We start from the raw sequence: 14,511 nt of genomic DNA, 5'->3' as shown, positions 1-14,511 counted from the left end.
ATCAGAACTCTTTTGCCTGCCGGCTGTCGAAAAGCCATTGCACATTACTGTATCGCTCGTTAGCCGCATCTCACCGCGTTAAATTACGGAGTAAGCATGTCTGGAACGCCTCAATTAAGCCTCGTTGTCGCCGTCTATAATGGCGAGAATTTCCTGAGCGCTTTTTTTGACAGCATAAAGAAACAGAATCTGCCCAGCCTGGAACTTGTTATTGTTAATGACGGCTCAACTGACGGCTCCGCAGATATCATCGCCCGCTACGCCAGTGAATTCAGTCATTTTAACGTCATCGACCAGCCTAATGGGGGTGTCTCTGCGGCCCGTAATACCGGTCTGGCCGTGGCTACGGGTGAGTACGTCGCGTTCCCGGATATTGATGACGTTATCTATCCGGGTATGTATCCGCGCCTGCTGGAGATTGCACTCGCCGGGCAGTTGGACGTCGCGACCTGCAACGGTACCTATATTTATGATGACGGACGCCCGTCGAAGAAGATTTTCCCTTCAGATAAACTTGCGTCAACCGGCGTGCTGGACGGCCCGACCTGGCTGCAGATGGCGCTCGAATCGCGCAAGTTCCTGCACGTAACGTGGCTGAATATCTATCGACACGCCTTTATCAAAGAGCAGGGCTTCAGCTTTGAACATGGTCTGCGCCATCAGGACATCCCCTGGACTACGGAAGTGCTGCTCACCGCCAGACGCGTGCAGTATATTGATGAGGTCTATTACGATTACCTGATCCATTCCGCTTCCGTTTCCCATACGCCAGGCACGGACGACACGCGCATGCGCTCTTCGCGCCATTACATGAAGATTCTGGAGATGCTGGACGCCATCAACAAACGCTATCCGGAACAGGTGAAACGCGTACCCGCCTGCCGCTGGCAAATCGCCAAAGAGGGTCTGGGGATCCTGCATAGCATTAACAACATTGACGATATGGCCAAAAAACGCGAGATCACCCGTGAGCTTTTCGATCGCGGTATCTGGACTCTGATTTGGCAAAATGCGCGCGGCTTCCGCCAACGGTGGCGTCTGGGACGTCGCTACTTCCGTCTTAAAAAACTGGCTGGCTAACGGAAATTATGAACAAACTTAAATTACACGCGGTTTCCCGCGCGGATTTCATCGCTAAAAACTACGCAGATTTCCAGACCCTTCTGGATAACCACGTCAATCCTGACGACATTCCGGAGCGATTTTATTGCGGTGGTCGCGGTGGCTGGACGTTCCAGACCGCCCTGGCGCTGAAGCACTATTATGGTGATGCAATCGAATGTTCGTTTGGCTCTGAATGCAGGCCGGATGCCATTAACCTGATGCATAACGATGACTTTGGTTCCCGAGTGAAGCCGTGGCGTGGCTTCACCGTAGTCGCGCGTGCGGACCGCCCTCCCGTCATTGGCGCAGATGTTGTCGTCGACCAGAATCCGGAAGTGGACAATCATAGCAATCGTATCTTCGTCCCCTACTGGCCACAGCCGGGCGTAAAACCGCGTGAGCGCACCGACGAGACAATCAAAACCGTCGCATTCTTCGGCCGTGTAGACAGTTTCCCGGACCAATACCGCGAAGGGAACTTTAAGCAACGCCTTGCCGAACAAGGTATCGAGCTACGCATCTCGTTCGATAACTGGACAAACTACCAGGACGTGGACGTGTGCATCAGCTTCCGCAAATCACACGATCATAAACTGGCGCGTAAGCCTGCCAGTAAGCTCATTAACAACTGGCTGGGGAAAACGGTGATGGTCTGCGATGACGAGCCGTCTTATCGCGCGATCCGCGAAAGCGAGCTGGACTACCTCATCGCCAAAAACCCTGATGAAGCCTTCGATGCCATCATGCGTCTTAAAAATTCCCCTGAACTGTATCGTCAGATGCGCGAACAGGGTGAAAAACGCCTACAGGTCTATTCCCGCGAAGCGGTCGCCGCACGCTGGTACGCCCTGTTTGAGGATATCTGGCGTAAAGGATTGCACAATCGTCCTACGGTAGTTCGCGCACTGCGCTTTGGTTTTGGTAAAGCCATTCGCCCGCTGACTAAAAAGTTCTGATCGGAATAGAGCCCTTCCATGTTCAAAACAACGACACAATCTTCGTTCACCCCACGCAGCAATCTGTTGCGCACCCTGAGGTTGACGCTGGCACTCTTGCTGCTGTTCTCGCTCTCAGAAATCATCATTCTGCTGAAAGATCATGTCTACCAGCCGAAATCCGGTGATATCTCGCTGTATCTGATCATCTCCCTGCTTGCCGCGGCCAGTGCGCGTTTCTTTCTGACTCGCCTGCTGCTGGCCGTCACGTTTATCGTTCAGATATCGGAAGCGGTGTACTACCAGTTCTACGGTCAGTTCTATGGCCCGAGTGAAGTCTGGCTGGCGTTCGTGGAAACGAAAGACATTGCCAGTGGGATCACCGACAGCCTGGGTTCACTGGGCATCTACTTCGCCATCATGATTGTGGCGGTCGTGTTTGCGCTGGTTTTTGCGCGTCGTCTTGCGCCGCTTTGGCACAAATGGATTGCGCTGCCTTGCCTGCTTGCCATCGTCGTGATGTTTGTCGGCCAGTTCTACAAAGCGGTCGACGGGCAGATGTACAAGTTCAACCCGGACCTGCGGCACTCCCTGCTGCGTAACGGCCTGTCTGCGATGAGCTTCAGCGCCATACGCCTGATCCCGGAAGCGATGTCAGGAGAAAACCAGAATCTGACCCATTACGATCCCTACCAGGTCAAACCTGTGAAGGATACGCGTGCGGGCAAATATTCGATTATTCTGGCGATAGGTGAAAGCCTTAACCCGCACCACGTCAGCGCCCTGGGCTACGAACGCGATACCACGCCCGAGCTGAAAGCGCTGCTCCAGCAGTATCAAGGTACGGGTCGTCTGATTGTCTCCAACGCCGTATCCACCCGCGTGGCCATCCCGATGCTGGTGAATAATCTGCGCGAGCCGGATAACTACGGGGCCTATAAATCGAAATCCACCAATATCTTCGCCAACGCGAAGAAACAGGGTTATCAGACCGCCTTTATCTCCGCCCAGGGACTGGAAGGGCTGAGCAACTGGATTGGTATCCATGATATTGATCTGTGGGAAGATACCCAGATCCGCCCGGCACCAGATGTCGGCGCAGACGTTGTTCTGACGCCATCCGTTGAGAAAGCAACGCTGGACTGGAACAAACCGTTCCTGATGGTGCTCAACAGCCGTGCTCCACATATCCCGTACGAGCGTAATATCCCGCAGGGCTTCGCGAAGTTCTCTACACCGCGTCTGAGTGATGATGTGGCGCAGAAGAAAAATGAGTATGACGATGCAGTCCGCCTGTATGACAAAGAACTCGCGTCCGCGATTCGCACCGCGCTGGCAAAATCCAAACTGCCGGTGCTGGTGTTTATCACCTCCGATCACGGGGAACGCGTGGGCGATAACGGTCTGTTTGGCCATTCGGTTGTAGAAATGCCAATTGCTCAGGTACCGTTCCTCTACTTCAGCAACGATCCAGCTTACGCCATGAAGGAGATCAGCCCGCAGATGCCGCTCAACCATTATCAGGTGGCAACGCTGATCAACAAGATGCTGGGCTACGACGTCAGTAATCCAAATCAAAAAGATGACAGCTTCTTTATCACTGGTGGTGACATTCGCGGGCTTTCGGAGCGCGTAACCTACCATCTGAACGCCCTCCCCGAAGCGGAGCGCTAAACGGTGAGACAAGAAACGGGCAAGAAATTGCCCGTTTTTTTTCAGGCGAATGAGCGTAACGCAGCCAAATGGGTGTCTTAAAACACCAAAGAGATAGCTTTAGACGGCTCAAATGCTTAGAATTTGCCCGCCGAAACTAAAAAAACGGATAATCGCTTGGAATTGTTGTATACCGCTCTGCTCTACATCATTCAGCCACTGGTGTGGCTGAGACTGTTGCTTCGTAGCCGTAAAGCGCCTGCGTATCGTAAACGCTGGGCTGAACGCTATGGCTTCTGCCGCAATAAAGTCGCGCCGGACGGTATTTTGCTGCATTCCGTTTCTGTCGGTGAAACGCTGGCGGCAATCCCGCTGGTTCGCGCCCTGCGTCACCGCTACCCGTCACTGCCGATTACCGTCACGACGATGACGCCAACCGGCTCGGAGCGCGCGTTATCCGCTTTTGGCAAAGACGTCCATCACGTCTATCTCCCTTACGACCTGCCCTGCGCCATGAATCGTTTCCTGAATACCGTTCGTCCGAAGCTGGTGATTGTGATGGAAACCGAACTGTGGCCGAACATGATTTCCGCCCTGCATGCCCGTAAAATTCCGCTGGTGATTGCCAACGCGCGCCTGTCAGAGCGCTCGGCGAAAGGTTACGGCAAGCTGGGTAAATTTATGCGCCGCCTGCTGAGCAAAATCACGCTGATCGCCGCGCAGAATGAAGAAGATGCGGCACGCTTTGTCTCTCTGGGCCTCAAACGCAACCAGCTTGCAGTGACGGGCAGCCTGAAATTTGATATTTCGGTTACCCCGGAACTCGCCGCCCGCGCAATCACGCTGCGTCGCCAGTGGGCGCCACGTCGTCAGGTATGGATTGCGACCAGTACCCATGACGGTGAAGAAGAGATTATCCTGCAGGCGCACCGCAAGCTGCTGGAAAGCTTCCCTGATTTACTGCTGATCCTCGTGCCCCGCCATCCGGAGCGTTTTAAGGATGCCCGTGAAATGGTGCAGAAAGGCGGTTTCAGCTTCACGCTGCGCAGCAGCGGGGAGATCCCGTCTGGCAGCACCCAGGTGGTGATTGGCGATACGATGGGCGAGCTGATGCTGCTGTACGGCATTGCTGACCTCGCGTTTGTCGGCGGCAGCCTGGTGGAGCGCGGCGGTCATAACCCGCTCGAGCCGGCAGCCCACGCCATTCCGGTGCTGATGGGGCCACATACGTTTAACTTCAAAGATATCTGCGCGAAATTACAGCAGGCCGATGGTTTAATTACCGTGACCGATGCGGATTCGGTAGTCAAAGAGGTATCGACCCTTCTGACTGATGAAGATTATCGCCTGTGGTACGGGCGTCATGCCGTTGAAGTGCTGCATCAGAACCAGGGCGCCCTGACCCGTCTGCTGCAACTTCTGCAACCTTACCTGCCCCAGCGGAGCCACTGATGTCAACGCGTCTGTCGGTCGTGATGATCGCCAAAAACGCCGCCGACCTGCTTCCGGACTGCCTGGCATCAGTTGCCTGGGCTGACGAGATAGTCATTCTTGACTCCGGAAGTACGGACAGCACGGTGGACGTTGCCCGGGCAGCGGGTGCAAAGGTGTTTACCGACGCTGACTGGCAAGGCTATGGCATCCAGCGCCAGCGCGCGCAGGGGTTTGCCACCGGTGATTATGTCCTGATGCTCGATACTGACGAACGTATTACGCCAGAACTTCAGCAGGCCATTCAGGCGGTGCTTTCCTCGCCTCAGCCTGGTGCTGTATACAGCATTGCCCGTCGTAACTATTTCCTTGGCCGATTTATGCGCCACAGCGGCTGGTATCCAGACCGCGTGACGCGCCTTTACGAGCGCGAGCGCTATCAGTACAACGACAATCTGGTGCATGAATCCCTGAGCTGCGACAACGCCCAGGTCATCCCCCTGACGGGCGATTTGCTGCACCTGACCTGCCGTGATTTCGCGAGCTTCCAGCGTAAACAGCTCAACTATGCCACGGCTTGGGCGCAGGAGCGTCACCAGCGCGGCAAGAAGGCCTCACTGACCGGTATCTTCACCCACACGCTGGGCGCGTTCCTGAAAACGCTCCTGCTGCGTGGTGGCGTTCTGGACGGTAAGCAGGGCTGGTTACTCGCGGTAGTGAATGCCCAGTATACTTTCAACAAATACACCGAGCTGTGGGCGCTCTGCCGCGGCTACTCAGAGAAAACGTGAGCCATGAGCACAAAAGCGATTTATCCGGGTACCTTCGATCCGATCACCAACGGTCATCTTGATATCATCACCCGTGCGGCGTGCATGTTCGACAAGGTGATCCTGGCGATTGCCGCGAGCCCCAGCAAAAAGCCGATGTTTGACCTCCACGAGCGCGTGCAGCTTGCCACCGATGCCATTTCGCACCTGCCGAATGTTGAGGTGGTCGGGTTTAGCGACCTGATGGCTAACTTCGCCCGCGCCCAGCAGGCGAACATTCTGATCCGCGGCTTACGCGCGGTGGCAGACTTTGAGTATGAGATGCAGCTGGCGCACATGAACCGCCACCTGATGCCGGAGCTGGAGAGCGTGTTCCTGATGCCTTCCAAAGAGTGGTCATTTATCTCGTCCACGCTGGTAAAAGAGGTAGCGCGTCATCACGGGGACGTTACCCATTTCCTGCCGGTTAACGTCCACCAGGCGTTGATGGAAAAGCTAAAGTAGCCCTATTTCTGGCACTGACGGCAGTAGAACGTGGCGCGCTGGGCGTGCTTCGTGGCAATAATGGGCGTACCGCAGACTCTGCACGGTTCGCCTTTACGGCCATACACCTGCAGCTCCTGGGCAAAATAGCCCGGCTTGCCGTCACTTTGCAGGAAGTCCTTCAGCGTTGTTCCCCCCTGTTCAATCGAGCGCAGCAATACGGCTTTAATCACGCGGACCAGCAGCTCACACTCCTGCCCCGACAGCGAAGAGGCCAGCCGATCGGGATGGATCCCGGCGGCAAACAGCGATTCGCTGGCATAGATATTCCCCACGCCGACCACCAGCTTGTTATCCATCAGCCACGGCTTAATCGGGCTTTTCTTCTTCGCGCACTTCGCTTTCAGGTATTCCGCGTTAAACGCGTCTGAGAGCGGTTCCGGGCCCAGATGCGCGAGCACGTTATGCCCTTCCAGCTCTTTCGTCCACAGCCACGCGCCAAAGCGCCGTGGGTCGGTATAACGGAGCACTTTGCCGTTACTCATCACCAGATCGACGTGGTCGTGCTTTTCCGCCGGCAGTTCTTCGGTAAGAACGCGCAGGCTCCCGGACATCCCCAGGTGGATAATGATCCAGCCGTCAGGCAGTTCCAGCAGCAGGTATTTCGCGCGACGCTGCACGCTAAGGACGGGTTGATCGCTCAGGGCGTGGATCTCATCGGACACCGGCCAGCGCAGACGCCCGTTACGGACAACCGCGTGAAGAATCGTCGCTCCGACCAGATGGGGCTCAATGCCGCGACGGCTGGTTTCTACCTCGGGTAATTCAGGCATGGTTCCTCCGTTGAGATACAGAATGCAAAAAACCCCGCAGTTGCGGGGTTTTTCGATACAAGGAGACTAAAATTATTTGATTTTAGCTTCTTTGTACAGTACGTGCTGGCGTACAACTGGATCGAATTTTTTCAGTTCCAGTTTTTCCGGCTTAGTACGTTTGTTCTTCGTGGTGGTGTAGAAGTGACCTGTACCAGCAGAAGAAACCAGCTTGATTTTCTCGCGAATACCTTTAGCCATGATTTATTTCCTCTTTAAGTACTTAGTACTTTTCGCCACGGGCACGCAGTTCGGACAGAACTGTATCGATGCCTTTCTTATCGATTACACGCATACCTTTAGCAGATACGCGCAGGGTGACAAAACGCTTCTCGCTCTCAACCCAGAAACGGTGAGAGTGCAGGTTCGGCAGGAAACGGCGTTTAGTCGCGTTCAGTGCGTGGGAACGGTTGTTACCGGTCACCGGACGCTTGCCAGTAACTTGGCAGACTCGGGACATGTCTATTCTCCAAAAATCAAATTAGCTCGAGCTTCGTATGGGGTATCGGCGCCTCGTCAGGCTTTACAGCCCGGTCATCGCATAGTTCTAAGTGAACTCTCGATTGCCAGGCCCAAATGCCAAACCCGAGATTCTCAAAGGTGGCGTAGTATACGCTGACTCGGCGGTGTGCTCAAGTCCCGAACAGACAAAGATCCCGATGGATCGCGAGAAATAGCCTAAATCCAGCCATGTTCTGCAAAAGAAATGTACTCTCCGCGGCCAATTATCAGATGGTCCAGCACACGAATGTCCATGAATTGACAGCATTTGATAATGCGCTCGGTGATTTCTTTGTCCGCTCTGCTCGGTTCTGCACAGCCAGAGGGGTGATTATGCGCGAGGATCACGCCCGCTGCATTCACTTTTATCGCTTCCCGCACAATTTCACGCGGATGCACCTCAACGTGGCTTAACGTGCCGGCAAAGAGGCAGCTATGTTTCAGTACCCGGTTTCGGTTATCGACAAAGATCACCATAAAGATCTCGCGCTCGATATCGGTTAACTGGCTTTGCAGATATTCACGCGTCATCGCTGGCGTCAGGATCGGATCGTCCTTCTCCATGCGGACATTGTAAAAACGGCGGGCAAGTTCGGCAATGGCCCTCAACTGGGCATATTTCGCCACGCCGATCCCCTCAACATGCTTAAACTGCGCCAGCTCGGCGGTCAGTAAACCGTACAGCGAACCGAAACGTGCTATCAGCTCTTTTGCCAGCGTAAATACCGTTTTGCCGGGCGTTCCGGTACGTAAAAAGAGCGCCAGCAGTTCATCATCTTTTAACAGGGTGACGTCGTAGCGCAGCAGTTTTTCACGCGGCAGCAGCTGCTCATCCTCTTCTTCCATGCTCTTTCTCCCTTTTTAACCGCATGCTGCCACAGGCCCATCCGGCGCTCGACGGCCACGTTGCGTTCTTGCGTAGCGCCTCGCAAAGTGGTCGAAGGACAAAATCACCCCGTTTTGGGGATTGTGATAAAATGCCCGCTCTCTGGTGAAACCCAACAGGAAAGAATCATGATGAGCCTGGCCGGTAAAAAAATCGTTCTTGGCGTGAGCGGCGGTATTGCTGCCTACAAAGCGCCGGAGCTGGTGCGTCGTCTGCGCGAGCGCGGGGCAGATGTGCGGGTCGCGATAACCGAAGGCGGTAAAGCCTTTATCACTCCTCTGAGCCTGCAGGCCGTTTCAGGATACCCGGTATCTGACAGCCTGCTCGATCCGGCTGCCGAAGCCGCGATGGGCCATATTGAGCTTGGGAAATGGGCAGATCTGGTTATCCTCGCCCCCGCCACCGCGGATTTAATCGCTCGGGTGGCGGCCGGTATGGCAAACGATCTGGTTTCCACCATTTGTCTGGCTACGCCTGCCCCTGTTGCCGTCGTTCCGGCCATGAACCAGCAGATGTACCGTAATGCCGCCACTCAGCACAATCTTGAGACGCTGGCCTCACGCGGCCTGCTTATCTGGGGTCCGGACAGCGGCAGCCAGGCCTGCGGCGATGTTGGCCCGGGCCGCATGCTCGATCCGCTAACGATTGTTGATATGGCCGCAGCCCACTTCTCGCCTGTCAACGATCTGCAACATCTCAACATCATGATTACCGCGGGCCCCACGCGCGAGCCGCTGGATCCGGTGCGCTACATCACCAACCATAGCTCCGGCAAAATGGGCTTTGCGATTGCCGCCGCCGCCGCGAAGCGTGGCGCGAACGTCACGCTGGTGAGCGGCCCGGTCTCTCTGCCTACCCCTGCGTTTGTGAAGCGAATTGACGTTACCACCGCGCTGGAGATGGAAGCCGCCGTGCAGGCGCATGCACAAAGCCAGCAGATTTTTATCGGCTGTGCGGCCGTTGCAGACTATCGCGCCGAGACGATCGCCGAGGCTAAAATTAAAAAGCAAGGCGATGAATTAACACTAAAAATGGTGAAAAACCCGGACATTGTTGCCGGTGTCGCCGCACTAAAAAGCCACCGTCCATACGTTGTTGGGTTTGCCGCAGAAACGAATAATGTGGAAGAATATGCCCGGCAAAAACGTACCCGCAAAAACCTCGATTTGATTTGCGCGAACGACGTATCGCTGGCCACACAAGGATTTAACAGCGACAGCAACGCACTGCACCTTTTCTGGCAGGATGGAGATAAAGTCTTACCGCTTGAGCGCAAGGAACTCCTGGGCCAACATTTACTCGACGAGATCGTTACCCGTTATGATGAAAAAAATCGACGTTAAGATTCTGGACCCGCGTGTTGGCGAGCAATTTCCGCTGCCAACCTATGCCACCTCCGGCTCTGCCGGTCTTGACCTGCGCGCCTGTCTCGATGACGCCGTAGAACTGGCTCCGGGTGCCACGACCTTGGTTCCGACTGGCCTGGCGATTCACATCGCTGACCCGTCGCTGGCGGCGGTGATCCTGCCGCGTTCTGGCCTGGGCCATAAGCACGGCGTTGTGCTGGGTAACCTGGTGGGACTGATCGACTCCGACTACCAGGGCCAGCTGATGGTCTCCGTCTGGAACCGTGGTCAGGACAGCTTCACCATTGAACCGGGCGAGCGTATCGCACAGATGGTCTTTGTACCGGTGGTGCAGGCAGAATTTAACCTGGTGGCAGACTTTGATGCCACCGACCGTGGCGAAGGCGGCTTCGGCCATTCCGGGCGCAAATAACTGCCCGACAGACACGTATCCCACAGCGTCATAATGCAATAACAAACCGCAAACGTCCGTTTGCGGTCGCTGTGTGGATGCCAGCCTGGCAAGTGCTTATTTTCAGGGGTATTTTGTAACATGGCAGAAAAACAAACCGCGAAAAGGAATCGTCGCGAAGAAATACTTCAATCTCTGGCTCTGATGCTTGAATCCAGCGATGGCAGTCAACGCATCACCACCGCTAAACTGGCCGCCTCCGTAGGCGTGTCTGAGGCGGCGCTGTACCGTCACTTTCCGAGCAAGACCCGGATGTTCGACAGCCTGATCGAGTTTATTGAAGACAGCCTGATCACACGCATCAACCTGATTCTGAAAGACGAAAAAGACACCACCGCGCGTCTGCGTCTGATTGTGCTGTTAATCCTGGGCTTTGGTGAACGCAATCCGGGCTTAACCCGTATCCTGACCGGCCACGCGCTGATGTTTGAACAAGACAGACTGCAGGGCCGCATTAACCAACTTTTCGAACGCATTGAAGCGCAGCTGCGCCAGGTGCTGCGCGAGAAGAAAATGCGTGAAGGTGAAGGATACAGCATTGATGAAACGCTGCTGGCAAGCCAGATTCTGGCGTTTTGTGAAGGGATGCTCTCCCGCTTTGTGCGTAGCGAGTTCAAATACCGCCCAACGGACGATTTTGACGCCCGCTGGCCTTTAGTCGCAGCACAATTACAGTAACGCCATCGCCGGATGGCGGCTTCGCCTTATCCGGCCTGCGAACGGGTAGGCCCGGTAAGCGTAGCGCCACCGGGCAATACAATTAAACCCCGAACGCTTCGCGATACGCTTTTACCGCTGCCAGATGGTCCGCCATCTCAGGCTTCTCTTCCAGATACGCAATCAGCTCTTTCAGGGTGATAATCGACGTCACTTTGCAGTTGTAGTCGCGCTCCACTTCCTGAATGGCGGAGATCTCTCCACGACCACGCTCCTGACGATCCAGCGAAATCAATACGCCAGCCAGCGTTGCACCGTTGGCCTGGATAATCTCCATTGATTCGCGGATCGCCGTGCCTGCGGTGATCACGTCGTCGACCAGCATGACGCGGCCCTGCAGCGCGCTGCCGACCAGATTCCCGCCTTCACCGTGGGTTTTAGCCTCTTTGCGGTTAAAGCAGTACGGCACGTCGCGGTCATGGTGTTCCGCCAGCGCCACCGCGGTGGTGGTCGCAATCGGAATGCCTTTATAGGCCGGGCCAAACAGCAGGTCAAAATCAATCCCGGAATCTACCAGCGCTTCGGCATAGAAACGGCCTAACAATGCCAGATCGCGCCCGGTATTAAACAGCCCGGCGTTGAAGAAATAGGGACTTTTACGCCCGGATTTCAGCGTAAATTCGCCAAACTTAAGTACCTGCTTGTTAAGCGCAAACTCAATAAACTGGCGCTGATACGATTTCATGGATTTGCTCCTTTGGTTTTCTGTCTTACAGGCAAAAAAAAGGCGACTCATTGGTCGCCTTTAAAATCAATTTTCTAACGCCGCTTTCTGCGTCGTGACAATGGATTCGATTCCCCCTCGGGCCAACGCCAGCAGGGAGAGAAGTTCTTCGTGAGTGAACGGCTCGCCTTCTGCCGTGCCCTGCACCTCAATGATGCGACCATCTTCGGTCATCACCACGTTCATGTCTGTCTCTGCCGCGGAATCTTCAACGTATTCCAGATCGCAAAGCGCTTCACCGTTAACGATACCGACGGAGACCGCCGCAACCATGCCTTTCATTGGGTTGGTTTTCAGCTTACCGGCTGCAACCAGCTTGTTCAGGGCATCGGCCAGCGCTACACAGGCGCCGGTAATAGAGGCCGTACGCGTGCCGCCATCGGCCTGAATCACGTCGCAGTCCAGAGTAATCGTGAATTCGCCGAGGGTTTTCAGGTCAACGGCGGCGCGCAGCGCACGCGCGATCAGACGCTGAATTTCCATGGTACGACCGCCCTGCTTACCCTTTGCCGCTTCACGGGCATTACGGGTATGGGTCGCGCGCGGCAGCATGCCGTATTCTGCGGTGATCCAGCCCTGACCCTGACCTTTCAGGAAGCGCGGAACGCCTTCTTCGATGGAGGCGGTGCACAGCACTTTGGTGTCACCAAACTCAACCAGCACGGAGCCTTCAGCGTGTTTTGTATAGTTACGGGTCAGGGTGACGGGACGCACCTGATTGGCGCTACGACCTGATGGACGCATGATGGATTCTCCGGCTTGAAACGAATGTGGCTGCGCATTATACGGATAAAGGACGCTTATTCCTATCCTGAGAAGCCCCCGAAAGCTATAATCCCCCCATCTCTCCTTTAAAAACGGGAATGTCTATGATCCGCAGTATGACCGCCTACGCCCGGCGTGAAATCAAGGGTAGCTGGGGTAGCGCCACATGGGAAATGCGCTCGGTAAACCAGCGTTACCTGGAAACGTATTTCCGTATGCCGGAGCAGTTCCGCAGCCTTGAGCCTGTTGTACGCGAGCGTATCCGTACGCGCCTGACGCGCGGTAAAGTGGAATGTAACCTGCGCTTTGAGCCCGATGCCAGCGCACAGGGCGAGCTGATCCTCAACGAAAAACTGGCGAAACAGCTCGTCAATGCGGCGAACTGGGTCAAAATGCAGAGCGATGAAGGCGAAATCAACCCGGTTGATATTCTGCGCTGGCCTGGCGTCATGGCCGCCGGTGAGCAGGATCTGGACGCCATTGCCGCTGAAATCCTGGCCGCCCTCGACGGCACGCTGGATGACTTTATCGTTGCCCGCGAAACCGAAGGTCAGGCGCTGAAAGCGATGATTGAGCAGCGCCTTGAAGGCGTCAGCGCTGAAGTGGCTAAGGTTCGCACCCATATGCCGGAAGTGCTGCAGTGGCAGCGCGAGCGCCTTGTCGCCAAACTGGAAGAAGCAGAAGTTCAGCTGGAAAACACCCGTCTGGAACAAGAGCTGGTGCTGATGGCGCAACGTATCGATGTCGCTGAAGAGCTGGACCGTCTGGAAGCGCACGTTAAAGAGACCTACAACATTCTGAAGAAGAAGGAAGCGGTGGGCCGCCGTCTGGACTTTATGATGCAGGAGTTCAACCGTGAGTCGAACACCCTGGCGTCTAAGTCTATCAATGCAGAAGTCACCAACTCCGCGATTGAGTTGAAAGTGCTGATTGAGCAAATGCGCGAGCAGATCCAGAATATTGAGTAATGCCTTTCCGGGTGGTGTCGACGGCGCCACCCATTATTATTTCTAATCCATCCTAACACCTGATTTTGCGTTTCACCGCCGCTCATCAAGCTCATTCAACTTAACTTGATAAAAATATATAGGGCAAACCCCGTCGCCTTAGAAAAACTCAATCGTGATCTTGCGCACAAATCGCTAACCTCCCCCGCATTCACACCGGAGGGTATATGCTGCTTCACATTCTTTATCTCATTGGCATCACCGCAGAAGCCATGACCGGCGCACTTGCCGCCGGACGTCGCCGTATGGACACCTTCGGCGTGATCATTATTGCTACAGCGACCGCGCTGGGTGGCGGATCGGTACGAGATATCCTGCTGGGACATTATCCGCTCGGCTGGGTAAAAAACCCTGAATACATTGTTATTGTCGCGATTGCCGCCGTGTTGACCACCATCGTGGCGCCCGTTATGCCCCATCTTCGCCGTCTTTTTTTAGTCCTTGACGCTTTGGGTCTGGTGGTTTTCTCCATTATCGGGGCGCAAATCGCGCTGGATATGGGCGAAAGCCCGGTCATAGCCACTATCGCCGCGGTCGTAACAGGTGTATTTGGCGGCGTACTGCGCGATATGTTCTGTAAGCGCATTCCACTGGTTTTCCAGAAAGAGCTTTACGCTGGAATATCCTTTGCCTCTGCCGTTCTGTATATTGCTTTACAACATTATGTTTCGAGCCATGATGTTGTGGTCATTGCCACGTTATTATTTGGTTTTACGGCTCGCTTGCTGGCGCTGCGCTTAAAACTGGGATTGCCCGTTTTTCATTACACGCAGGACACCCATTGAATTCTCAACAAAACCACAACAAAGTAGTAAAAAGCACCTTTTGTTATCCCATATAACCGG

The 14,511-nt window shown here is 55.0% G+C and carries 17 protein-coding genes; 11 read left to right on the top strand and 6 right to left on the bottom strand.

Annotation, left to right across the window (positions count from 1 at the left end; all coding sequences use genetic code 11):
• Positions 1-96: 96 nt before the first annotated feature.
• The 6 genes from KGP25_RS00920 (at position 97) to coaD (ending at position 6,397) form a co-directional block, all read left to right on the top strand.
• Positions 97-1,080 carry a glycosyltransferase gene (locus KGP25_RS00920; protein ID WP_048226537.1) on the top strand — a complete coding sequence of 328 codons (984 nt, stop codon included), beginning with the start codon at positions 97-99 and terminating at the stop codon, positions 1,078-1,080.
• An 8-nt stretch (positions 1,081-1,088) separates the two neighbouring features.
• Complete coding sequence (locus KGP25_RS00915) at positions 1,089-2,060, top strand: glycosyltransferase family 1 protein (protein ID WP_223539828.1); 972 nt, start codon at positions 1,089-1,091, stop codon at positions 2,058-2,060.
• An 18-nt stretch (positions 2,061-2,078) separates the two neighbouring features.
• Positions 2,079-3,713, top strand: a complete 1,635-nt coding sequence (locus KGP25_RS00910; protein WP_223539827.1) for a sulfatase-like hydrolase/transferase — start codon at positions 2,079-2,081, stop codon at positions 3,711-3,713.
• A 156-nt stretch (positions 3,714-3,869) separates the two neighbouring features.
• Positions 3,870-5,144 (top strand): lipid IV(A) 3-deoxy-D-manno-octulosonic acid transferase, encoded by a 1,275-nt coding sequence (gene waaA, locus KGP25_RS00905; protein ID WP_024906625.1) that lies wholly within the window; start codon positions 3,870-3,872, stop codon positions 5,142-5,144.
• Positions 5,144-5,914, top strand: coding sequence for a glycosyltransferase family 2 protein (locus KGP25_RS00900; protein WP_223539826.1), 771 nt, complete (start codon positions 5,144-5,146; stop codon positions 5,912-5,914). The genes waaA and KGP25_RS00900 overlap by 1 nt, the downstream gene beginning before the upstream one ends.
• Positions 5,915-5,917: 3 nt before the next feature.
• Positions 5,918-6,397, top strand: a complete 480-nt coding sequence (gene coaD, locus KGP25_RS00895) for a pantetheine-phosphate adenylyltransferase (protein ID WP_008502695.1) — start codon at positions 5,918-5,920, stop codon at positions 6,395-6,397.
• Between the two features lie 2 nt (positions 6,398-6,399).
• On the opposite strand, the gene mutM is transcribed toward coaD, so the two are convergent.
• From mutM to radC, 4 genes are all read right to left on the bottom strand, one after another.
• Complete coding sequence (gene mutM, locus KGP25_RS00890; RefSeq protein ID WP_223539825.1) at positions 6,400-7,209, bottom strand: bifunctional DNA-formamidopyrimidine glycosylase/DNA-(apurinic or apyrimidinic site) lyase; 810 nt, start codon at positions 7,207-7,209, stop codon at positions 6,400-6,402.
• Between the two features lie 72 nt (positions 7,210-7,281).
• A complete protein-coding gene (rpmG, locus tag KGP25_RS00885) occupies positions 7,282-7,449 on the bottom strand; it encodes a 50S ribosomal protein L33 (RefSeq protein ID WP_003024094.1) in 168 nt (55 codons plus the stop codon).
• A 22-nt stretch (positions 7,450-7,471) separates the two neighbouring features.
• A complete protein-coding gene (gene rpmB, locus KGP25_RS00880; RefSeq protein ID WP_002436699.1) occupies positions 7,472-7,708 on the bottom strand; it encodes a 50S ribosomal protein L28 in 237 nt (78 codons plus the stop codon).
• A gap of 218 nt (positions 7,709-7,926) precedes the next feature.
• A complete protein-coding gene (radC, locus tag KGP25_RS00875) occupies positions 7,927-8,595 on the bottom strand; it encodes a DNA repair protein RadC (protein WP_032675724.1) in 669 nt (222 codons plus the stop codon).
• A gap of 171 nt (positions 8,596-8,766) precedes the next feature.
• On the opposite strand from radC, the gene coaBC reads away from it, so the two are divergent.
• From coaBC to slmA, 3 genes are all read left to right on the top strand, one after another.
• A complete protein-coding gene (gene coaBC, locus KGP25_RS00870) occupies positions 8,767-9,978 on the top strand; it encodes a bifunctional phosphopantothenoylcysteine decarboxylase/phosphopantothenate--cysteine ligase CoaBC (RefSeq protein ID WP_115437283.1) in 1,212 nt (403 codons plus the stop codon).
• A complete protein-coding gene (gene dut, locus KGP25_RS00865; protein ID WP_008502691.1) occupies positions 9,956-10,414 on the top strand; it encodes a dUTP diphosphatase in 459 nt (152 codons plus the stop codon). The genes coaBC and dut overlap by 23 nt, the downstream gene beginning before the upstream one ends.
• A 120-nt stretch (positions 10,415-10,534) precedes the next feature.
• Entirely contained in the window at positions 10,535-11,131 is a 597-nt protein-coding gene (gene slmA / locus KGP25_RS00860; RefSeq protein ID WP_008502690.1) for a nucleoid occlusion factor SlmA, read from the top strand.
• Between the two features lie 82 nt (positions 11,132-11,213).
• Here the strand turns inward: slmA and pyrE are convergent, their stop codons facing one another.
• Positions 11,214-11,855, bottom strand: a complete 642-nt coding sequence (pyrE, locus tag KGP25_RS00855) for an orotate phosphoribosyltransferase (protein WP_048028136.1) — start codon at positions 11,853-11,855, stop codon at positions 11,214-11,216.
• A gap of 66 nt (positions 11,856-11,921) precedes the next feature.
• Positions 11,922-12,638, bottom strand: a complete 717-nt coding sequence (rph, locus tag KGP25_RS00850; protein WP_006812424.1) for a ribonuclease PH — start codon at positions 12,636-12,638, stop codon at positions 11,922-11,924.
• A 125-nt stretch (positions 12,639-12,763) separates the two neighbouring features.
• Here rph and KGP25_RS00845 point away from each other — a divergent pair, with 125 nt between their 5' ends.
• Together KGP25_RS00845 and KGP25_RS00840 are read left to right on the top strand one after the other, a co-directional pair.
• Positions 12,764-13,627, top strand: coding sequence for a YicC/YloC family endoribonuclease (locus KGP25_RS00845; RefSeq protein WP_008502687.1), 864 nt, complete (start codon positions 12,764-12,766; stop codon positions 13,625-13,627).
• Positions 13,628-13,833: 206 nt separating this feature from the next.
• Positions 13,834-14,451 (top strand): trimeric intracellular cation channel family protein, encoded by a 618-nt coding sequence (locus KGP25_RS00840; protein ID WP_045907917.1) that lies wholly within the window; start codon positions 13,834-13,836, stop codon positions 14,449-14,451.
• Positions 14,452-14,511: the final 60 nt, after the last annotated feature.

This window comes from Enterobacter sp. JBIWA003 (assembly GCF_019968825.1).
GTDB lineage: Bacteria > Pseudomonadota > Gammaproteobacteria > Enterobacterales > Enterobacteriaceae > Enterobacter > Enterobacter quasiroggenkampii.
The sequence above is the reverse complement of the archived record's forward strand: the minus strand, read 5'-3'. Positions and strand labels throughout refer to the sequence as shown.